The sequence below is a fragment of the Ruegeria sp. CDSA221 genome, from assembly GCF_059611825.1.
In genome coordinates, this window is sequence record NZ_JBXWPK010000003.1 from 187,882 (window position 1) to 207,867 (window position 19,986).

16 protein-coding genes are annotated in these 19,986 nt (G+C 58.3%); 9 read left to right on the forward strand and 7 right to left on the reverse strand.

What is annotated here, in order from left to right:
- Positions 1–35: 35 nt before the first annotated feature.
- Positions 36–1,361 (reverse strand): glutamate--tRNA ligase, encoded by a 1,326-nt coding sequence (gene gltX, locus AC2FJ5_RS05835; protein ID WP_496792767.1) that lies wholly within the window; start codon positions 1,359–1,361, stop codon positions 36–38.
- A 140-nt stretch (positions 1,362–1,501) separates the two neighbouring features.
- Here gltX and AC2FJ5_RS05840 point away from each other — a divergent pair, with 140 nt between their 5' ends.
- Complete coding sequence (locus AC2FJ5_RS05840) at positions 1,502–2,434, forward strand: MBL fold metallo-hydrolase (protein WP_496792769.1); 933 nt, start codon at positions 1,502–1,504, stop codon at positions 2,432–2,434.
- A 3-nt stretch (positions 2,435–2,437) separates the two neighbouring features.
- Here the strand turns inward: AC2FJ5_RS05840 and AC2FJ5_RS05845 are convergent, their stop codons facing one another.
- The 3 genes from AC2FJ5_RS05845 to AC2FJ5_RS05855 all read right to left on the reverse strand — a co-directional run bounded on the left by AC2FJ5_RS05845 (position 2,438) and on the right by AC2FJ5_RS05855 (position 6,119).
- The gene (locus AC2FJ5_RS05845) at positions 2,438–3,766 is read right to left on the reverse strand and encodes an NAD(P)/FAD-dependent oxidoreductase (protein WP_496792770.1); all 1,329 of its coding nucleotides are present in this window, start codon (positions 3,764–3,766) and stop codon (positions 2,438–2,440) included.
- 154 nt (positions 3,767–3,920) lie between these two features.
- A complete protein-coding gene (locus AC2FJ5_RS05850) occupies positions 3,921–4,172 on the reverse strand; it encodes a hypothetical protein (RefSeq protein WP_496691760.1) in 252 nt (83 codons plus the stop codon).
- A 288-nt stretch (positions 4,173–4,460) separates the two neighbouring features.
- Entirely contained in the window at positions 4,461–6,119 is a 1,659-nt protein-coding gene (locus AC2FJ5_RS05855) for an NAD+ synthase (RefSeq protein ID WP_496792771.1), read from the reverse strand.
- Positions 6,120–6,265: 146 nt separating this feature from the next.
- On the opposite strand from AC2FJ5_RS05855, the gene AC2FJ5_RS05860 reads away from it, so the two are divergent.
- On the forward strand, positions 6,266–7,735 hold the full coding sequence (locus AC2FJ5_RS05860; RefSeq protein WP_496792773.1) for an MORN repeat-containing protein: 1,470 nt from the start codon (positions 6,266–6,268) through the stop codon (positions 7,733–7,735).
- 6 nt (positions 7,736–7,741) lie between these two features.
- On the opposite strand, the gene AC2FJ5_RS05865 is transcribed toward AC2FJ5_RS05860, so the two are convergent.
- Positions 7,742–8,407, reverse strand: a complete 666-nt coding sequence (locus tag AC2FJ5_RS05865) for an SDR family NAD(P)-dependent oxidoreductase (protein WP_496792774.1) — start codon at positions 8,405–8,407, stop codon at positions 7,742–7,744.
- A gap of 283 nt (positions 8,408–8,690) precedes the next feature.
- Here AC2FJ5_RS05865 and AC2FJ5_RS05870 point away from each other — a divergent pair, with 283 nt between their 5' ends.
- Positions 8,691–10,262, forward strand: a complete 1,572-nt coding sequence (locus tag AC2FJ5_RS05870; protein ID WP_496792775.1) for a 2-isopropylmalate synthase — start codon at positions 8,691–8,693, stop codon at positions 10,260–10,262.
- A 181-nt stretch (positions 10,263–10,443) separates the two neighbouring features.
- Here the strand turns inward: AC2FJ5_RS05870 and rlmJ are convergent, their stop codons facing one another.
- On the reverse strand, positions 10,444–11,229 hold the full coding sequence (rlmJ, locus tag AC2FJ5_RS05875; protein WP_496700847.1) for a 23S rRNA (adenine(2030)-N(6))-methyltransferase RlmJ: 786 nt from the start codon (positions 11,227–11,229) through the stop codon (positions 10,444–10,446).
- A 154-nt stretch (positions 11,230–11,383) separates the two neighbouring features.
- Between rlmJ and AC2FJ5_RS05880 the strand changes: the two genes are divergently transcribed.
- The 6 genes from AC2FJ5_RS05880 to AC2FJ5_RS05905 are packed head-to-tail and all read left to right on the forward strand — an operon-like array spanning position 11,384 to position 17,947.
- Positions 11,384–12,430 (forward strand): rod shape-determining protein, encoded by a 1,047-nt coding sequence (locus AC2FJ5_RS05880; RefSeq protein ID WP_142635599.1) that lies wholly within the window; start codon positions 11,384–11,386, stop codon positions 12,428–12,430.
- 55 nt (positions 12,431–12,485) lie between these two features.
- Entirely contained in the window at positions 12,486–13,388 is a 903-nt protein-coding gene (gene mreC / locus AC2FJ5_RS05885; protein ID WP_496792777.1) for a rod shape-determining protein MreC, read from the forward strand.
- Positions 13,381–13,914: a rod shape-determining protein MreD gene (locus AC2FJ5_RS05890; protein WP_496676512.1), complete on the forward strand. Its 534-nt coding sequence runs from the start codon at positions 13,381–13,383 to the stop codon at positions 13,912–13,914. The genes mreC and AC2FJ5_RS05890 overlap by 8 nt, the downstream gene beginning before the upstream one ends.
- Positions 13,914–15,863 carry a penicillin-binding protein 2 gene (mrdA, locus tag AC2FJ5_RS05895; RefSeq protein ID WP_496701714.1) on the forward strand — a complete coding sequence of 650 codons (1,950 nt, stop codon included), beginning with the start codon at positions 13,914–13,916 and terminating at the stop codon, positions 15,861–15,863. Before AC2FJ5_RS05890 ends, mrdA begins: the two co-directional genes overlap by 1 nt.
- A complete protein-coding gene (rodA, locus tag AC2FJ5_RS05900; protein ID WP_281995378.1) occupies positions 15,860–16,999 on the forward strand; it encodes a rod shape-determining protein RodA in 1,140 nt (379 codons plus the stop codon). Before mrdA ends, rodA begins: the two co-directional genes overlap by 4 nt.
- Positions 17,000–17,014: 15 nt before the next feature.
- The gene (locus AC2FJ5_RS05905; RefSeq protein WP_496792778.1) at positions 17,015–17,947 is read left to right on the forward strand and encodes a 2-hydroxyacid dehydrogenase; all 933 of its coding nucleotides are present in this window, start codon (positions 17,015–17,017) and stop codon (positions 17,945–17,947) included.
- Here AC2FJ5_RS05905 and AC2FJ5_RS05910 read toward each other — a convergent pair.
- Entirely contained in the window at positions 17,944–19,959 is a 2,016-nt protein-coding gene (locus AC2FJ5_RS05910) for a M3 family metallopeptidase (RefSeq protein WP_496792779.1), read from the reverse strand. The two genes, AC2FJ5_RS05905 and AC2FJ5_RS05910, sit on opposite strands and share 4 nt — an antisense overlap.
- Between the last annotated feature and the right edge of the window lie 27 nt (positions 19,960–19,986).

Consider the following 19,986-nt stretch of genomic DNA (forward strand, 5'->3'; position numbering starts at 1 on the left):
CAGACCACGCCTTATCACAATCTAAGGCGCTAAGATCAGCCGCGCGCGCGGATCACCTGCAGAAGGGGCAACAGGGTGGCCATCTCGGGGCCGCGTTCCATTCCTGTCAGTGCCTTGCGCAAAGGCATGAACAGACTCTTGCCCTTGCGGCCTGTCGCGTCTTTCACCGCGCTGGTCCACTGCCCCCAGGTCGCGCCGTCGAACGGGCCTTCTGGCAACAACGCCACGGCCTCGGTGATGAACTCTCGGTCTTCATCGGCAATCAGTGGTTCGGCGCCGTTAAGGCACAGCTCCCACCACCCTCTCAGGTCTGCCAGAGTGATGATGTTCTCGCGGGCCATGGCCCAGAACGGTTCGGCCAATTCGGCCGGTACGCCCGCATCTGCCACAGAATCCGCAACGTCGGCCAATGACAAAGATTGCAGGTGTTTTGCCGTCAACGGAAACAGGTCCTGAACGTCAAACTTGGTCGGTGCGGCACCAAAACGACCAATGTCAAATCCATCGATCAGCTCGGCCATCTCTGTCCGCAACTCAACCGGGTCGGATGAGCCCAGACGCGCCATCAAGCTGAGCAATGCTAACGGCTGTACGCCCTGCTCGCGCAGATCACGCAGAGCCAGCGTGCCCAGTCGCTTAGACAGCGCCTCGCCCTGGGGGCCGGTCAGCAGCGAATGATGTGCAAAACGCGGGCAAGTACCGCCCAGCGCTTGGATGATCTGAATCTGCGTCGCGGTATTGGTCACATGGTCCGAGCCACGCACCACATCGGTCACACCCATTTCGGTATCATCGACCACCGACGCAATCGTGTACAGAACTTGACCGTCGCCCCGGATCAGAACCGGGTCAGAGACCGAGGCCGCATCAATCGAGATATCGCCCAGAATGCCGTCGGTCCACTCGATCCGCTCATGATCCAGCCTAAAGCGCCAGACACCGTTGCCACGTTCTGCCCGCAGCGCGTCTTTCTCGGCGTCGTTAAGGTGCAATGCTGCGCGGTCATAGACCGGCGGCTTGCCCATGTTCAGTTGTTTCTTGCGCTTGAGGTCCAGCTCGGTCGGGGTTTCGAAGGCTTCATAGAACCGGCCCATCTCGCGCAGCTTGTCGGCTGCCTCGGCATAGCGGTCCAGACGCTCGGACTGTCGTTCGACCCGGTCCCAATGCAGGCCCAGCCACTCGAGGTCCTGCTTGATGGCATCGACATATTCTTCCTTCGATCGCTCGGGGTCTGTGTCGTCGATACGCAGGATGAACGTGCCGCCAGCCTTGCGGGCAATCAGGTAGTTCATCAGCGCTGTGCGCAGGTTGCCCACATGGATGTAACCGGTGGGTGACGGGGCGAAACGGGTGGTTGTCATAGGAGTCTCCTGTTGGCGCGGCTCTTCTCACAGGATGGGCAAATTGTCCAGCCACCGCACCGGTTCACGCCAACGTCAGGTGGCAATCCTCGGGCGATACCCTATCTTCAAAGTGCTGGCACACACAGGGAGATCTCAAAATGACCGTTACACTGACTCGTAGGGCCGCACTGGGCGCGGCGGCAGCATTGCCTTTTGCATCAGCTGCTACCCCCATCCTGGCTGCAGCAAGCGATACCAAAGCGAATTCAACCATCGCGAAATCGTTCCAGTTGGGCGATTTCACCGTAACAACTCTGCTGGATGGCAGCCTGCCGCGCGATGGCGCCAAAGAGATTTTCGGCGGCGGTGCCACGGATGAGGAATTTGCAAACGTATCGGCCCAGAATTTTATTCCTGCCGATAAAGCCCAGTTCTTTTTCACACCAACGCTGGTCAATACCGGGTCTGAACTTGTGCTGTTTGATACTGGCCTTGGGCAAGGCGGCATTCAGGCGGCACTGGCAGATGCAGGCGTGAGCCCGGATCAAATCGACGTCGTCGTCATCACCCATATGCACCCTGACCATATTGGCGGCATGACCACAAATGACGCGCCGACTTTCCCGAATGCGCGCTATGTCACCGCATCATCCGAGTATGACTTTTGGGCCGCGCAGGATTCCGGCGATCGGGTCGGCGATCTGGTCGCCGCCAAAGTGACCCCAATGGCCGAAAAGATGACCTTTGTCGGCGATGGCGGCGAGGTTCTGTCCGGAATAACCGCCGTTTCAGCGCATGGGCATACCCCCGGACACACGGTCTTTCATCTGGAAAGCAACGGTCAACGTCTGGTGCTGACGGCCGATCTGGCCAATCACTATGTCTGGTCCTTCGCCCAACCCGAGTGGGAGGTGAAATTCGACATGGACAAAGCCGCAGCCGCCGCTTCTCGTCGTAATGTGTTGGGGATGCTGGCAGCAGACAAAATCCCGATGATCGGATATCACATGCCCTTCCCCGCAGCCGGTTACGTCGAGACGCGCGGCGATGGGTTCCGGTTTGTCCCGGTCAGCTATCAGATGATGGGTTAACGTTTAAAACCCTGGGTCCGGCCGAATTTTCGACCCGTCCGTAAAGCGGGACAGGCGGAAGTCGGCCGGATCAACACAAGGGTCACTGGCCGAGACCAAATCGGCCATCAGCCGCCCGGCACCGGGCCCGATCCCAAATCCATGACCCGAAAACCCTGTCGAGATGAACAGGCCCGGCTTGTGGTCGACGGGTGAAATGATCGGGATCGCATCCGGGGTGACATCAATCATACCCGCCCAGCTTTGAACGATTTCAGCCTGTTTTAGCGCGGGAATGCCCTTGGTTGCGCTTTTCCAAGCTTGCCGCAATGCCCGGCGCGACGGTTCGGGATCCAGAACGCGGCAATGTTCGAACGGAGTCACATCCGTGGGCAACCAGCTCCGGTCCTGCCCCGCCTCTTCGGCCCACCGCTTGGACAACCGAAACCGCAGCGACCGCCACTCCTGGCGAAACGCAGGAAGAAATTGCCACGCCAGACGAAGGCTATCCGGCACGATATCAACGGTGTTTTCGTGCCCGGACGCAATCGTATACCCTCCGTCGTCCCGCTTGCGTATTGCAAAATCGTCCGACCACAAGGCGGCCTCAGGGCCGGAAACCGGAGAGGTTCGGAATACGGTGTTCAGCACCTTCAGTTGTGGAAAATCAACTCCGGCATTCCCTGCAAACAAGCGCGACCACGCTCCGCCCGCCAGTACGACATTGCCGCAGGCCACGCGACCGCGTTCTGTGAAGACACCGACGACACGGTCCGCCTCTGTATCCAGACTGCGCACTGCACAGTTGGTCATCAACAGGGCCCCCCGGTCACGCGCAGCTTCGGCGATTGCGGGTGCAGCCCATTGCGGTTCCGCTCTACCGTCTTGCGGCATAAACAATGCGCAATCCAACCCCGTCCGATGGTCTGGCATTAGTTCCGCCAACAGAGCCCCGGACACCATCCTTGCCCCAGTATTCAACCCCTCCACATGGCGAAGCCAGCGTTCAAGATTGCCCTGTTCCCGCTTGCCAGAGGCGCCGAACAGGATACCGGCCTGTGTGAAACCTGTCTTGCGCCCGGTGCGTTGATCGAGCTGCGCCCAGATACGCTGTGATTCCTGCATCAGCGGGATTTCCCGAGGATCGCGCATACCCAAACGCACCCATCCCCAGTTCCGCGAACTCTGCTCGGAGGCAATTTGCCCCTTTTCGCACAGAAGGACAGACATTCCCCGCTCTGACAGTTCGAGGGCAGTTGAAGCCCCAATAATTCCTCCACCAATGACAACAACATCAACGGCTTTTGGCAGCTTTAGATCGGGTTCAACAGCATTAGGCTTGGGGCCAGGCATCAACCGCTCATAATTCATTGCACGGACCGCAATGAAGGCGCGGGATCAGGACAGACGCAACAGAAGAAACTTCGCTTCAATGACTATTGCGCAGGCCTGTGACCATTCGGCCAACGTGGCAAGCCAGCGCATCTAATTCAGGATTTTGAAAACTTCAGGCCGCGCCGCACAATTCAGCCAGTTTCTGACGCAAAGAAGTAGCGATACCGCCTTCCGGCACCTCGGCTTCTGTTTCCAGAAACTGCGCGCCGGGGCCCACCGTCGTGGATTCCTCTTTGGGCACCTCTTCATTCAACAAATTGGCAATGGCAGCATCTACCTTTGCCTCATCCAGAGACCGACCTTCGGATTGCATAGACCGCCATTTTGGCGGTGAATGAAGCGGTTTATCGTATTCATCGTACATAATGGCACCAAATCGTTAACTCAGACATCCAATTTCGGACGCGTCGCTAAAGACCGAAGGGAAAGCTCATAAACACCTATTTCCCACAATGCGTCGCATCCGCCCCACATGGGGCAACAATCAAGCTAAAATGTGGCAAAAAAAAGACCGGGTATCAAGTGGAGCTCGGATACGCCCAAGAGAATCTAAGCCACTGCACTCAAAAATAAAAACAGTTCCAGAAGCAAGCGGTTATTGCCCATAAAATGGAAACAGTTTTCGCGTCAAAATGGTGATTCCTGTAAGGCGTCAGGTCCTGTCGCGCCAACGATTCACGATAGGATACCTGCGATCCAGCCAGAATGCCCGCTTGGTCAAACGTGTCCCCGGGGCGGACTGAAACCGTTTATATTCGCTGATATAGACCAAATGTTCGATCCTGCGCGCAACGGCTTCTTCGAACCCGGCGGCCACGCAATCCGCGATCGACCCATCCTGATCAACCAATATATCCAGAATGGCGTCCAGAACCGGATAATCCGGCAGGCTGTCACTGTCCTTCTGGTCTTCGCGCAACTCGGCACTAGGAGGTTTGTCGATGACCGAGGGTCGGATGACCTCGCCCTCGGGGCCTTTCATCCAGCCGCGATGATTGGCATTGCGCCAGCGGCAAGTCTCGAACACGCGGGTTTTGTACAGGTCTTTGATTGGATTATAACCACCGTTCATATCCCCATAGATCGTGGCATATCCAACGGCGACTTCGGATTTGTTGCCTGTGGTCAGCAGCATCTCGCCGAACTTGTTCGACAGGGCCATCAGCAACAGCCCCCGCAGGCGGGACTGGATGTTTTCTTCGGTCAGATCTTCGTCTCGCCCGGCAAACAATGGGGCAAGCGTATCCGTGATCGCCGCGCGCCCCTGTGCAATAGGGACGAAATCATAGTGAACACCCAACGACTTAGCCACCGCTTCGGCATCATCCAAAGAATCCTGGCTGGTATATTCCGACGGCAACATCACGCAGCGAACATTTTCAGCGCCAATCGCATCCACCGCTATTGCCGCGACAAGGGCTGAATCAACGCCACCAGACAGACCCAGAACACCCTTTTTGAACCCGGTTTTGGCCATGTAATCACGCAGAGACTGGACCATCGCGCGATAGTCCTGCTCCCACGCATCTGGCTGCGGCACAATCTCGTCCGGAATTATGCGCCAACCTGCATCGCCGCGTTCAAGATCCACATGCGCTATCGCTTCGTCGAACACAGGCATTCGGAATGCCAGTTCTCCGCCTGGATTCAACCCGAAGGTCGCCCCGTCAAAGACCTGATCGTCCTGCCCTCCGACCATGTTCAGGTAAATCAGCGGCAATCCGGTCTCAACCACGCGCGCCACCATATGGTTCAGGCGCACATCATATTTGTTTCGGAAATAAGGCGAGCCGTTGGGGATCAGCAGAAACTCGGCTCCTGTCTCCTCCAGCGTCTCGGCAACATCCGGATGCCAGCTGTCCTCGCAGATTGGGCTGCCGATCCGAGAGTTGCCAATCGAATAGGGACCGCCCAGCGGGCCGGAATCATACAGGCGCACTTCGTCAAAGACTGTCTCATTCGGCAGGTGATGTTTCAGCACTTTACTGCTGATCCTGCCGTTCTTGAGGATGAGATAGGCGTTATACAGCCGGTCATCTTCGAACCACGGCCCACCGATCGCAATCGCAGGTCCATCGGCGCAACGTTCCGCAAGCGCCTCAACAGCTTTCATTGCGGCTTTGTAGAACGCGGGCTTGATCACAAGGTCCTGCGTATTATAGCCGGTGATGAACATCTCGGGGAAAGCAACAAGTTGGGCACCAGCCTCGCGCGCCTGCTCCCACGCAGAAAAAGCCTTGGCCGCATTGCCTTCCAAATCCCCGACAATGGGATTGAGTTGCGCCAGAGTGATACGGAAACGGTCGGCCATACTGCCCTCTTGCCCTCGTCTGTCCTATTGCCATTTACCAGATCGCACCGCGAGTGAAAGACCAATAAGGCAAAAGCCGTTGCCCTGCCTGCGTCGGTATCCTAGTTTTGCGCAAAAGCACGATGCTCGCGCAGACAGGACCAAACATGAACGTTTTTCGCACTTCAATCGCCGCAGTTGCATTGACCCTGTCAGCGCTGACCGCCTTCGCGCAGAACGATCAGGTAGTCGTGGCCGATGACGAAGTGGGCGGCGTATACGAAGGCACGTTCCTAAATGGCCTGCGGCACGGAACCGGCACCTACCAGTTGCCAGATGGTTTCGAATACGAAGGCGAATGGATCGAAGGCGAAATTCAGGGTCAGGGTATCGCGCGCTATGCTAACGGGTCGATCTATCAGGGCGCCTTTGCCAACGGTCAACCCGAAGGGTTCGGAACGATCATCTATGCTGATGGTGGCAGCTATGAAGGGGAATGGGCCGATGGCTCGTTCAACGGCCAAGGAGTCGCCGTCTATGCCAACGGAGCGAAATACGAAGGTGGGTTCAAGAATGCCCGGCACCACGGCAAAGGCACTCTGACCGACCCGACCGGAGAGGTGTACGAGGGCGACTGGGTCGACGGGGTCAAGCAGGGCAATGGCAAGATAACCTCAGCCAAAGGCAACGTGTATGAGGGCGATATCAAAGACGGCAAGCGTCATGGCACAGGTAGCCTGACGCGGCCGGAAGGTATGAGTTATACGGGTGACTGGTCCGAAAATCGCATGACCGGAAAAGGCCGTCTACTGCAAGCCAATGGCGATTTGTATGAAGGCGACTTCTTTGATGGGCGCCGACAAGGCAAGGGCAAGGCAACCTATGCCAGTGGCGCCATTTACGAAGGTGACTATCACGATGATCGCCGCCACGGCAAAGGCCGTTTTTTGGGCACGGACGGGTTTGACTATACTGGTGAATGGAAAGACGGCCAGATTGAGGGCCTCGGAGAGCTGACCTATCCTGACGGTTCGACCTATGTCGGTGATTTCAGTGCAGACCTGCCCCATGGCAAAGGAATGCACACCTATCCTGATGGCCTGATTTACGACGGCGACTGGATCGCCGGCGTCTTCGAGGGTCAGGGCAAGGCCACTTACCCGAACGGCGCCATCTACGATGGGCAGTTCAAGAACGGTCTGAACCACGGCACCGGTGTTCTGACATTTGCAAACGGGTACAAATATGAAGGCGATTGGGTCGACGGTGCGCGCCAGGGCGAGGGCACAGCCAGCTTCCCGGACGGAACGACCTACAAGGGCGATTTCAAAGATGGGCAGCGCCACGGGCAAGGATCGATAACCACACCGCGCGGCTTCACCTACACAGGCGGTTGGGTCGAGGGGAAGATCAGCGGCACCGGAACCGCTACCTATGCGACTGGTGACGTGTACGAAGGTGGGTTTTTGGACAACAAACGCCACGGTGACGGCACGATGCGCTATGCTGACGGCAAAGAAGAAACCGGCGTCTGGGAAAACGGTGTTCTGCCGGGTGAAAACACCAGCGAGCCGCAGGAGAGTGCTCCGGCAGACGACAGCGCGACAACGGCAACCAGCCCTGCCTCTGACGGTTAGCGGGTCTCACCACGGCACAGGTTTTCCAGCCCAGTCGAAGAACCCGCCAGTGTCTGCGGGCACAAGCGCCCTGGCGACGTTCAGCAGGTTTCGCGCGGCTTCATCCGATTCAACGGTCGGGTGTCGCCCGACATATTTGCGCGTGAATTCTGTACGCACTGTGCCCGGATGCAGGGCCACACAGATCGCCTGTTTGTGGGTGCGGGCCAGCTCAATCGCGGATGTGCGCACAATCTGGTTGGCCGCAGCTTTTGAGGCCCGATAGCTGATCCATCCACCCAGCTGATTATCTCCGATTGATCCGACGCGGGCGGACAACACCGCCACGACAGATCGCCTGCCCCGTGGTAGCAGCCGCGCAGCGTGTGACAGCACAAGGGCCGGACCAACCGCATTCAGGGCAAACTGGTCCATCATTGCCTGCGCTGAAATTGATCTGATGGACTTCTCCGGCTGTGCACCATTGATTTCCAAAGCACCCGTCGCAATGAAGATCATGTCAAACGGGCATTGCAATGCTTCCAGAGCCGGGCCGACAGCTTCCACATTCGTGAGGTCGAAACCATCTGCAGAACGCGACAAGGTGGTTACGTCTACGGATTGCATGGTCAACAGCCTTTGCAGCGCGGCACCGATACCACCCGAGGCACCTATGATGAGAGCTTTCTCCATTCCGGATCAACTAGCGGTCTTCATTCGGCAATCAACCGTCACGGTTCGTGCAGGTTTTGACGTCTGCATGAAATTCCTACTTTTCATTCCCCGCATGCGCTGTATAAGCTCAACCCCATGATCAACCGCGCAGATATCCTTGTTGCCGACACCGCCCCCTGCGGTGCGTCTCTGCGTGGCCTACTGATCCTAATCCGCCTCTGAGCGTGCCACCCGGCGCGCCCGCTCAGAGGAGGACGCCCGCGCGCCATAGGCTTTAGGACAGAAGAAGAAAGAGAATCCCATGACCAATGTGACCGACCAAGACCGCGTCTTGATCTTTGACACCACTTTGCGCGACGGCGAGCAGAGCCCCGGCGCGACCATGACCCATGCCGAAAAGCTGGAAATCGCGGAACTGCTGGACGAGATGGGTGTCGACATCATCGAGGCCGGTTTCCCGATCGCATCAGAAGGCGACTTCAAAGCCGTCAGCGAGATTGCCGAGCGATCGCAAAACAGCCGCATCTGCGGGTTGGCCCGTGCGAATTTCGCTGATATCGACCGCTGCTGGGAGGCGATCAAACACGCTGGCAAGAACCGCATCCACACTTTCATCGGCACTTCTCCACTGCACCGTGCCATTCCGAACCTGACCATGGACGAGATGGCCGACAAGATCCACGAAACCGTCAGCCACGCCCGCAACCTGTGCGAAAATGTACAGTGGTCGCCGATGGATGCGACCCGGACCGAGTGGGATTATCTGTGCCGTGTGATCGAGATCGCGATCAAGGCCGGTGCCACAACGATCAACATCCCCGACACTGTCGGTTACACGGCACCTGTCGAATCCGCTGACCTGATCAAGCGCCTGATCGAAACGGTTCCGGGCGCGGATGAGGTGGTGTTTGCCACCCATTGCCACAACGATCTTGGCATGGCGACGGCGAACTCACTGGCGGCTGTCGCTGGTGGTGCGCGTCAAATCGAATGCACCATCAATGGCCTTGGCGAGCGTGCGGGCAATACTGCGCTGGAAGAAGTTGTGATGGCGCTGCGCACCCGCAATGACATCATGCCGTGGCATACCGGCATCGACACCACCAAGATCATGCATATTTCGCGCCGGGTTGCGACGGTTGCGGGCTTCCCGGTTCAGTTCAACAAAGCCATCGTCGGCAAGAATGCCTTTGCGCATGAAAGCGGGATCCATCAGGACGGCATGCTGAAGAACCGAGAGAATTTCGAGATCATGCGCCCTGAAGATATCGGCCTGTCGGGCACCTCTCTGCCGCTTGGCAAACACTCGGGCCGGGCTGCGTTGCGCGACAAGCTGGAAACGCTCGGTTATGAGGTCGGTGACAATCAGCTCAAGGACATCTTCGTGCGGTTCAAGGATCTGGCCGACCGCAAGAAAGAGGTTTTTGACGACGACCTGATCGCGTTGATGAGCCAGGATGATGAGGCCGACGATCGCCTGCAGTTGGTTTCGATGAAAGTCACCTGCGGCACCGGCGGTCAGGCGGAATCGACGGTCGAGCTGGAAGTGGATGGCAAGGACATTGTCGCGACCGAACATGGCGACGGTCCAGTCGATGCCACCTTCAAAGCCGTTCGCCGAATCTATCCCAACACCGCCCGCCTGCAACTGTATCAGGTCCATGCTGTGACCGAGGGTACTGATGCGCAGGCAACCGTATCGGTTCGGCTGGAAGAGGACGGCATGATCGCCACCGGTCAGTCAGCGAATACCGATACGGTCGTGGCATCCGCCAAGGCCTATATCCACGCACTGAACCGCCTGATCATGCGCCGTGAAAAGGCCGGGCCAGGTGCAGACACGCGTGAAATCAGCTATAAGGACCTGACCTGACCGCCAGATGAAACTCCCAAGGGCTCCCGCACCCGCGGGTGCCCGGCTACACCGGACGCCCTTGCGGCTTTGGGCCCGGCAGCGCGCATGCGGCGCGCTGCCGGGCCCAACACGTTTGACGGCATCTTTAGATGCTGGCAGATGAGGCGGGAGAACCTTGTGGTCCGAAATCAGACTGGCGTCACAGCCCTTTGAACAGCTCTGACAGACGGTCCATTTCATCTTGGATGCCAAAGGGCGCGTTCAGCAGGAACATCCCTGATCCGACCATTCGGTGACCTTCCCGCGCAGGTGCAAACCGGACTTCATGACGGATCGCCTTGGGAAAACCCTGCGCCTTCAACGCGGCAACCATCGGGGCCTGACGTTGATCGGACAGGATCGGATACCACAGCGCGATGACGCCCACATTCCATTTACGGTGCAGTTTTGAGATCACGCCCGGTAGCCGGTCATAATCCGCCTTCACCTCATAGCTGGGATCAATCAACAGCATCCCGCGCCGCGGCGTTGGTGGCAGCAAAGACTGCGCCAGCTCATACCCGTCCTGTTTGTACTCCTTTGCCCCAAAGGGGGACATGGTCATCGACAATGCCGCGTATTCCTGCGGGTGCAGCTCTGCGAAATGCAGACTGTCCTGATCCCTCAGCAGGTTGGCCGCGATCAGCGGTGAACCGGCATAGCTGTTTTCTCCGTGCCGTTCATGGACCTTGGCCAACGCCAGAGACAAAGGATGATCAGATGGAAACCACCCTTCGCGCTGCGCTCGCTTGATACCTACGGCTGCCTCGCCTGTGCGCACGGCTTCTGCTGCGTCTAGCTGGTACAGGCCACGCCCGGAATGGGTTTCCAGATAGGTTATCGGCTTATCTTTTCGCGTCAGATAGTCCAGTACCCATGCCAAAAGAGCGTGCTTTTGAACATCAGCCAGATTCCCGGCGTGGTAAATGTGTTGATAAGAGAGCATGTTGCCTTCTAAAGTCCCTCTCAATAAGGCGGAAAGGTGCTGAGTTACGCGGAATCAGCCCTTTTACCGGGCGAGATGGCACCCTATAAGACATCCGTCCCGGAACCGTCGAGTCGCGGGCAGTAGAAATTCTGACGAACGGGATCAGTGCAACATGGGCATCTTTGGCAATCTGGGCGGCTTGTTCTCAGCGGACATGGCGATCGACCTTGGAACAGCAAATACGCTTGTTTATGTCAAAGGGCGCGGTGTGATCCTGTCGGAACCTTCAGTTGTGGCTTACCACGTCAAGGATGGGGTTAAGAAAGTCCTCGCCGTCGGTGAGGATGCCAAGCTGATGCTGGGCCGAACCCCTGGTTCGATCGAAGCGATCCGCCCCATGCGCGAAGGCGTGATTGCGGATTTCGACACCGCTGAAGAAATGATCAAGCACTTTATTCGTAAGGTGCATAAACGCTCCACATTCTCAAAGCCCAAAATCATTGTCTGCGTCCCCCATGGTGCTACGCCTGTTGAAAAACGGGCCATTCGCCAATCGGTTATGTCCGCAGGCGCTCGCCGGGCGGGCCTGATCGCCGAACCCATCGCTGCGGCTATTGGTGCAGGAATGCCCATCACTGACCCGACCGGCAACATGGTCGTGGATATCGGCGGCGGCACCACCGAGGTTGCCGTTCTGTCGCTGGGCGACATTGTCTATGCCCGTTCGGTCCGCGTTGGCGGAGACCGAATGGATGAGGCGATTATCTCATACTTGCGCCGCCAGCAGAACCTGTTGGTGGGTGAATCCACCGCCGAACGGATCAAGACCACCATCGGAACCGCCCGTATGCCTGATGACGGACGTGGCCAGTCGATGCATATCCGTGGCCGCGATCTGTTGAATGGCGTACCCAAAGAAATCGAGATCAGCCAGGCGCAGGTCGCCGAGGCCCTGTCGGAACCGGTTCAGGCAATCTGCGAAGCCGTTATGACCGCACTTGAAACTACGCCGCCTGATCTGGCCGCAGATATCGTGGACCGCGGCGTCATGCTGACCGGTGGCGGTGCTTTGTTGGGCGATTTGGATCTGGCACTGCGGGAACAGACAGGTCTGGCCGTATCGATTGCTGATGAAAGCCTGAACTGTGTGGCTTTGGGCACCGGCAAGGCACTGGAATACGAAAAACAGCTGCGCCACGCGATTGACTACGAAAGCTAAGGCGCGCACGCTCTAAAGGGTACATTCGGGCGCGAGCAGCACGGGAAGGAGTCCTGTGGCAAAGGACCGATCACAGCGCGATGAATACACCACCCCGCTCCGCCGTCTGCTGCTGGGGATCGTGGTTCTGTGCCTTCTGGGCATCTTTCTGGTCTGGCGCATTGACAGCCCTCGCGTCGAACGGTTTCGGGCGCAGGTTGTCGACAACGTGGTGCCCTCGATGGATTGGGCGCTGGTTCCGGTTACCGCTGCGGTCAATCTGGCACGGGATTTTCAGAGCTATCAACGCCTGAGCGAGCAGAACCAGGAATTGCGCAGCGAGTTGCGTCTGATGCGCGCCTGGAAAGAGGCCGCACTGCAACTTGAGCAGGAAAATGCCCGGCTTCTGGATCTAAACAATGTGCGTCTCGATCCGCGCCTGACCTACATTACCGGGGTCGTCATGGCCGATAGCGGTTCTCCGTTCCGGCAGTCGGTTCTGTTGAACGTGGGCGAGCGTGACGGAATCATGGATGGATGGGCCACCATGGACGGGATTGGCGTTGTCGGTCGTATCTCGGGTGTTGGTCCAGATACCGCACGGGTGATCCTGATGACCGACGCATCCAGCGCGATACCTGCCACGATTCAACCGTCGGGGCAGACCGCTCTGATTGCCGGGGACAACACCGCCGCGCCTGTGGTTGAGTTTCTGGAGAACCGCGAACTGGTGCGCCCGGGCGACAGGGTTGTGACTTCGGGGGATGGCGGCGTTTTTCCTGGCGGCCTGCTGATCGGTCAGATTACCGCTGATCCGGGTGGCCGCCTGCGGGTGCGGCTGTCTGCAGATTTTGAACGGCTCAAATTTCTAAGAGTGCTGCGCTATCAGTCTGCGCCACTTATTCAGGACCCCGGAGGAATTGTCGGCCCACGCCAACCCGAAGCGGCACTGACACCGACGGAGACCGGCGATGGATAGTGCCGCATCCAATCTGTGGCTCAAACGTGGCCTGTATCTGCTGATGGCGCTGCTGGTCTTGTTCCTGCACCTGCTGCCACTGGACACGCAGCCGGATCGCTGGCCGTTTCCGGATTTCCTGATTGCGTTGACCTTTGCCTGGGTTCTGCGGCGCCCCGAATATGTGCCAACCCTGCTGGTCGCCCTGATCATGCTGGCAGCCGACCTTCTGTTTCAACGTCCCCCCGGCTTGCTGGCCGCGCTTGTTGTGTTGGGTACTGCCTATCTTCGGTCCGCAACTCCCGGGTTGCGCGACGCGGGCTTTTTGGGCGAATGGACCACCGTTGCCGTCGTGATCACAGCTGTTTTTTTCCTGAATCGCGTCATTCTTGCTATTCTGTCCGTGCAACAAGCGGCATTGGGGATGGTCGTGGTGCAAGTGGTTCTGACAATCGGGATCTACCCATTGATCGTTCTGCTCAGTCAGAACGGTTTTGGTGTGCGTCGTGTCGCACCTTCTGACCCTGGCCTGTCGGGAGGGCGGTAATGAAACAACGCAAACCCAAGTCACAGGGCCTCGCCTATAAACGTTTGCCACGCCGTGCGCTGATCCTTGGAGGCCTGCAAGCCGCTTTTATCGGAGGTCTGGCCGCCCGGATGCGGTTTATGCAGGTAGATCAGGCTGACGAATACCGCCTGTTGGCCGAGGAAAACCGGATTAACATCCGCCTTATCCCGCCCACACGTGGTCGAATATACGATCGCAACGGGCAGATCATCGGGCAAAACTCTCCGTCCTACCGTATCGTCATGGTGCGCGAAGATGCGGGAGATGTTGAAGCCGTCATCTCCAAGCTTTCTGAACTGATCCCACTGACCGAGGATGAGATCGAACGCGCCATGACCGAAATGCGCAGATCGGCCCCGTTCCTGCCGGTCACTCTGGCCGATCAAGTCACGTGGGAAGATATCTCGAAAGTTGCCGTCAACGCCCCCGCCCTGCCTGGTGTCACACCCGAGGTCGGGATGACCCGGCAATATCCCAGATATGAGGATTTCGCGCATATCGTCGGCTATGTCGGACCGGTCAGCGATTACGACCTCAGTCAGATAGAAGATCCGGAACCCGTTCTGCGCATTCCCCGTTTTCAGATCGGCAAGGTCGGGCTTGAGGCCAAACAGGAAATCAGCCTGCGCGGCAAAGCAGGCGCCAAACGCGTCGAAGTGAACGCCACCGGCCGCGTGATGCGTGAACTTGACCGTCAAGAAGGTTTGGCCGGGGCCGATTTGCAACTGTCGGTCGATGCCGATCTTCAACAATACGCTCAGGCCCGTTTGGCTGGTGAAAGCGCCGCAGCAGTGGTGATCGACTGTGAGACCGGTGATATCCGCGCCATCAGTTCCGCACCCAGCTTTGATCCCAACCTTTTTGTGCGCGGAATCTCGGTTGCCGATTACCGGGCTCTGACACAAGACAACTATCGCCCGTTGGCCAACAAGACAGTACAGGGCACTTATCCACCCGGCTCGACCTTTAAGATGATCACCGCAATGGCCGCGCTTGAGGCTGGGGTCATCGGTCCTGGAAACACTGTTTACTGCCCCGGCCACTTGAAAGTCGGCAGTCGCCGGTTCCATTGTTGGAAACGCGGCGGGCATGGTACAGTTGATCTTGGTCTGTCTCTGAAACGCAGCTGCGATGTGTATTATTACGAAGTTGCCCTGCGCACAGGCATCGACAATATCTCCGACATGGCTCGTATCTTTGGGCTGGGCGTGAAACACGATATCCCGATGTCCGCAGTGGCTGCAGGGCTTGCCCCCAATCAGGCTTGGAAAGAGCGTGTCCACGGCGAAGAATGGCTGGTAGGTGACACTGCCAATGCCTCAATCGGTCAGGGCTTTATGCTGGCCTCACCGCTGCAACTAGCCGTCATGACAGCCCGGATTGCAACTGGGCGTGCGGTCTCGCCACGCCTTGTGCGTTCGGTCAATGGGGTTGAACAACCCTCGGGCGCGGGGGAACCGCTCGCGGTCAATCGGACTAATCTGGAATATGTCCGCAAGGCAATGTTTTCGGTCTCGAACGACCGGCGCGGCACCGCTTATCGCAGCCGTATCATCTCGGATGAGTTCCGTATGGCGGGCAAGACCGGCACCAGCCAAGTCCGCAATATCACCAAGGCAGAACGTGCGGCTGGCGTTATCCGCAACGAAGACCTGCCGTGGGAACGCCGTGACCACGCGCTGTTCGTCAGCTTTGCCCCCTATGACAACCCGAAATACGCCGTAGCCGTCGTGGTGGAACATGGCGGCGGGGGGTCGAAGGCCGCGGCACCGGTTGCACGAGATATCATGCTGCAGGCGCTGTACAACGGTACGCCACCACTCGAAGCCTATCCGGCCGCCGATCGTGAGCGTATCAAGGAACAGCAAAAACGGCTGGAGGGCGACCGCCGCCCCAAAGCGCGTCCGCCCCAGAAGGACCGCGCATGAGCTATCTTGAATATGCCGTCAAATCCACGCCATCGGGGTTCCGCAAGTTCCTGTATATGAACTGGCCCCTGACCCTGCTGCTGATCAGCGTGGCCAGCGCAGGGTTCCTGATGCTGTACTCGGTGGCGGGCGGATCATGGACCCCTTGGGCCGAACCCCAGATGGAACGCTTTGGGTTGGGCCTAACCGCGATGTTCATTGTGGCACTGGTTCCGATCTGGTTCTGGCGAAACATGTCGGTTCTGGCTTATCTGGCCTCGATCGCTCTGCTTGTGGTGGTCGAGCTGTTCGGAACAGTTGGCATGGGCGCGCAACGCTGGATCGACCTGGGGTTCATGCGCCTGCAGCCATCAGAGGTGATGAAAGTAGCACTGGTGATGGTGCTTGCGGCCTATTACGACTGGCTCCCATCGCACAAAACGTCACGCCCCCTTTGGGTTCTGATCCCTGTCATCCTGATCCTGATCCCCACCTTCATGGTGTTGCGCCAGCCGGATCTCGGCACCTCGATCCTGCTGCTGGCGGCGGGGGGAGGCTTAATGTTTCTGGCCGGCGTTCACTGGGCCTATTTCGCTGCGGTTATCGCCGCGGGTGTCGGTCTGATCGCCACGGTCTTCAACAGCCGCGGAACCGAGTGGCAGTTGCTCAAGGATTACCAGTTCCGCCGCATCGACACCTTCCTTGATCCCTCCACCGATCCGCTGGGCGCGGGGTATCACATCACCCAATCCAAGATCGCGCTGGGGTCCGGAGGCTGGAACGGGCGCGGGTTCATGCAGGGCACACAATCGCGCCTGAACTTCCTGCCCGAGAAACACACAGATTTCATCTTTACGACGCTGGCCGAAGAATTCGGATTTGTCGGCGGCATCACCCTGCTGGTTCTCTATGGGCTGATCCTGATCTTTTGCCTGGTTACGGCCCTGACAACCAAGGACAGGTTCTCCTCTTTGGTCACGCTGGGTATCGCACTGAACTTCTTCCTATTCTTTGCCGTGAACATGTCGATGGTCATGGGCTTGGCCCCAGTCGTAGGAGTTCCCCTGCCGATGGTCAGCTATGGCGGTTCGGCCATGCTGGTTTTGATGGCAGCTTTCGGCATCGTCCAAAGTGCCCATATTCACCGCCCCCGCTGATCCGAAAGGCCCGTTATGACTGCAAACATCCTGTTCTCGGCACGCCCCGAACTATGGCCCGTGTATCAACCCTTGATGACACAGTACCTGACTAATGCCGGGGTCGCGTTTCAGCTAGGCACCACGTTTGAACCAGATCAGGTGGATTACGTCGTCTATGCGCCCAATAGCGGCTTACGGGATTTTGCACCTTACACCCGCCTCAAGGCCGTGCTCAGCCTATGGGCTGGGATCGAAAGCATCGTCGAGAATGACACTCTGACTGTGCCGCTGGCGCGAATGGTGGACCACGGGTTGACGCAGGGGATGACCGAATGGGTCGTCGGTCACGTGCTGCGCTATCATCTGGGTATGGACCGACACATCACGGTTCAGGATGGGGTTTGGGCCCCAGATCCACCACCGCTGGCCTCGGACAGAACCGTCTGCATCCTGGGCCTTGGCGCATTGGGAGAGGCCGCAGCCCTCGCGCTGTCTGTACTGAATTTCAACGTTACCGGCTGGAGCCGCTCGGCCAAGGCCATCCCCGGAGTCACCTGCTTTCACGGTGAGGATGGGTTGCGTGCGGCACTGACACAGGCCGAGATCGCGGTTCTATTGCTGCCCGATACGCCTGCCACGGAAAACACACTGAACGGCGAAACCCTGTCCCTGATGCCCAAGGGTGCGCATATCATCAACCCGGGCCGAGGGCCGCTGATCGACGATCAAGCCTTGCTGGCAGCTCTGGATACGGGCCAGATCGGTCACGCAACGCTGGATGTTTTCCGGGTCGAGCCGCTGCCTGCGAGCCACCCGTATTGGACGCATCCAAACGTCACGGTGACGCCTCACATTGCCTCTGAAACCCGCCCCGTTACATCGGCGCAGGTGATCTGTGAAAATATTCGCAGAGGTGAGGCGGGCGAGCCTTTCCTGCACCTCGTTGACCGCGAATTGGGATATTAGGCTGCGATAAGGCCGCGCCCCTTCAGCAGGGCCTCAACCCCCGGCAAACGACCGCGGAAGGCCAGATACAGGTCTTCGGCTTCGCGGGAACCGCCAGTGGACAGGATATTTTCCTCCAGCGCTTTTGCGCGTTCGGAATCAAAGGCGCCCCCCGCCTCTTCGAACGCGGCGAAGGCGTCTGCATCCATGACCTCGGACCACATATAGCTGTAATAGCCTGCGCTATAGCCGTCACCGGCAAACACATGCGCAAAATGCGGCGTGGCATGGCGCATCCGGATTGCCGCGGGCATTCCCAGATCCGCCAGAACTTCTGCCTGTCTCGCCATCGGATCGTCGGGCACAGCGCCCTCATGAAAGGCCAGATCAACCAGCGCCGAGGCCACATATTCTACAGTCTGGAACCCCTGATCGAAATTGGCGGCCTTGAGCACTTTCTTTAGCATCTCCTGCGGCATCGGTGCGCCGGTTTCGGCATGGGTAGCGAATTCGGCCAGAACCTCAGGGACTTCAAGCCAGTGTTCGTATAGCTGGCTGGGCAGCTCGACAAAGTCGCGCGCAACGGAGGTGCCCGAGATGCTTTCATAGGTCACGTTCGACAGCATCTGGTGCAACGCATGGCCGAATTCATGGAACAAAGTCCGAGCGTCGTCATAAGACAGCAGCGCCGGATCACCCTTGGCGAAATTACAAACGTTGATCACGACCGGAGCCTGCACCTTGGGAAACTTTGCCTGCCCGCGCATCGCGCTGCACCAAGCGCCTGACCGTTTGGAGCCGCGTGCAAAGTAATCCCCGATGAACACCGCGATATGTTGCCCGTTCCGTGTCACCTCCCAGGCCCGGCAGTCTGGATGGTACAGCGGTATGTCCAACTGCTTGAATTCCAGCCCGAACAAACGGTTCGCGCAGGCAAAAGAGGCCTCGATCATGCGATCCAACTGCAGGTACGGTTTCAGCGCAGCCTCATCCAGATCGTGTTCAGCCTTGCGACGTTTCTCGGCGTAGTAACGCCAGTCCCACGCCTCCAAAGGCCCATTCACCCCATCATTCTGCATCATCTGCGTCAGGATTTCAGCATCAGCATTGGCACGCGTTTTGGCAGGCTCCCAAACCTGCATCAGCAGATCACGGACGCGGTCGGGCGTGCGGGCCATTTCGGTTTCCAGTTTGAAATCGGCAAAACTTTCATAGCCCAGCAACTTTGCACGTTCCTGACGCAACTGCAGAATTTCGGCGGCAATTTCCCGGTTGTCAGTCTCGCCGCCATTTGCCCCCCGGGCAGTCCATGCACGATAGGCTTTCTGGCGCAAATCCCGGCGCGGTGAAAACTGCAAAAACGGTACGATCAGTGACCGGGACAGGGTGACAACCGGTCCTTTTGCACCCTTTTCCTCACCCGCTGCCCGGGCAGAATTGACCACAAAATCAGGAAGCCCCTGTAGGTCATCTTCGGACAATTCCATGAACCAATCGCGCTCATCGGCAAGAAGGTTCTGGGTGAAGGACGTCCCCAGCGAGGCAAGCCGCGCTTTGATCTCTTGCATCCGCGTGTCTTCGTTTCCCTCAAGCGCCGCACCAGCGCGCACAAACCCGCGATGCGACAGCATCAGAACGCGTGCCTGCTCATCCGTCAGGCCCAGTTCATCCTTGCGCGCCCACAGATTGGCAACCCGCTGAAACAACGCCTTGTTGGACGAAATCCCCGAGAAATGCGCGGCCAGCTTGGGTGAAAATTCGCGCTGCAACTCCTCACGCAAGGGATTGCTGTCTGCGCCCGCGACCGTGAAGAATACCGACAGAACCTTGTCCATCATCTCTCCTGCAGCTTCAAGCGCTTCGACCGTGTTGGCAAAAGTCGGGGCCTCCGGGTTAGAGGCAATCGCGCCAATCTCAGCGTTATGGGCCTGCATGGCCGCGTCCAGGGCCGGGGCGAAATCCGTGTCGGATATCGTGTCGAACGGTGCAATTTCGAACGCGCTGGTCCAGGCGGACAGAATCGGGTTGGTCATTGAAGTCTCCTTTGTCCCCTACCTAAG

Coding starts and splice junctions, on each gene's coding strand:
- AC2FJ5_RS05850 (WP_496691760.1), bottom strand. CDS start 4,172: ATGTACGATGAATACGATAAACCGCTTCATTCACCGCCAAAATGGCGG.
- AC2FJ5_RS05840 (WP_496792769.1), top strand. CDS start 1,502: ATGACCGTTACACTGACTCGTAGGGCCGCACTGGGCGCGGCGGCAGCA.
- AC2FJ5_RS05870 (WP_496792775.1), top strand. CDS start 8,691: ATGACCAATGTGACCGACCAAGACCGCGTCTTGATCTTTGACACCACT.
- AC2FJ5_RS05890 (WP_496676512.1), top strand. CDS start 13,381: ATGGATAGTGCCGCATCCAATCTGTGGCTCAAACGTGGCCTGTATCTG.
- gltX (WP_496792767.1), bottom strand. CDS start 1,361: ATGACAACCACCCGTTTCGCCCCGTCACCCACCGGTTACATCCATGTG.
- AC2FJ5_RS05855 (WP_496792771.1), bottom strand. CDS start 6,119: ATGGCCGACCGTTTCCGTATCACTCTGGCGCAACTCAATCCCATTGTC.
- rodA (WP_281995378.1), top strand. CDS start 15,860: ATGAGCTATCTTGAATATGCCGTCAAATCCACGCCATCGGGGTTCCGC.
- rlmJ (WP_496700847.1), bottom strand. CDS start 11,229: ATGCTCTCTTATCAACACATTTACCACGCCGGGAATCTGGCTGATGTT.
- mrdA (WP_496701714.1), top strand. CDS start 13,914: ATGAAACAACGCAAACCCAAGTCACAGGGCCTCGCCTATAAACGTTTG.
- AC2FJ5_RS05865 (WP_496792774.1), bottom strand. CDS start 8,407: ATGGAGAAAGCTCTCATCATAGGTGCCTCGGGTGGTATCGGTGCCGCG.
- AC2FJ5_RS05860 (WP_496792773.1), top strand. CDS start 6,266: ATGAACGTTTTTCGCACTTCAATCGCCGCAGTTGCATTGACCCTGTCA.
- AC2FJ5_RS05880 (WP_142635599.1), top strand. CDS start 11,384: ATGGGCATCTTTGGCAATCTGGGCGGCTTGTTCTCAGCGGACATGGCG.
- AC2FJ5_RS05905 (WP_496792778.1), top strand. CDS start 17,015: ATGACTGCAAACATCCTGTTCTCGGCACGCCCCGAACTATGGCCCGTG.
- AC2FJ5_RS05845 (WP_496792770.1), bottom strand. CDS start 3,766: ATGCCTGGCCCCAAGCCTAATGCTGTTGAACCCGATCTAAAGCTGCCA.
- AC2FJ5_RS05910 (WP_496792779.1), bottom strand. CDS start 19,959: ATGACCAACCCGATTCTGTCCGCCTGGACCAGCGCGTTCGAAATTGCA.